1 protein-coding gene is annotated in these 605 nt (G+C 38.8%); it reads left to right on the top strand.

Annotated features, from left to right (window positions below):
• Nucleotides 1–605: IS3 family transposase (locus KQI71_RS12275; RefSeq protein ID WP_216436398.1), on the top strand; the 605-nt coding region annotated here is incomplete at both ends.

Genomic DNA, 605 nt, shown 5'->3' with positions numbered 1-605 from the left:
GAACTGTGCACGCTTATCTTCTTCGCAAGGGATACAGCATCAGTTGTGCAACTGTCCATAAGTACATGAATACTGAGCTTCCGTTATTTTCAATTACAAGGAAATGCAAGCCAGACTATGAATATGGCGCTCCTCACCAAGTATTTGAAAATAAGCTCCATCAGGATTTTAAGGCAGAATCCATAAACCAGAAATGGTGCACTGATTTTACCTATTTATTTTTAACAGATGGTAGCAAGCGTTATAACTGTACAATCATTGATCTTCATGATAGAAGTGTTATTGCCAGCATTACCGATAAGCACATAACAGCAGATCTTGCAAAGGAAACACTGCAGAAGGCAATTGATTCACAGCCGGGATTAGATACTAACCATTTCATTCTACACTCGGATCAAGGAAGTCCGTTCACCTCAAAGGTATTCACGGAATACTGTGAGTCAGTTGGTATCACGCAAAGCATGAGTAAGGCTGGATATCCGTATGATAATGCTCCTATGGAACGTTATTACAATACTCTCAAGAATGAACTGGTTCATCATCATTCCTATCATTCTGAGAAAGAATTATATACATCCATTGAAGAATTTGCGTACGTTCATTAC

It is taken from the genome of Anaerostipes sp. MSJ-23 (genome assembly GCF_018918155.1).
Classification (GTDB): domain Bacteria; phylum Bacillota; class Clostridia; order Lachnospirales; family Lachnospiraceae; genus Anaerostipes.
This window is presented reverse-complemented; position numbering and strand designations above follow the sequence as displayed.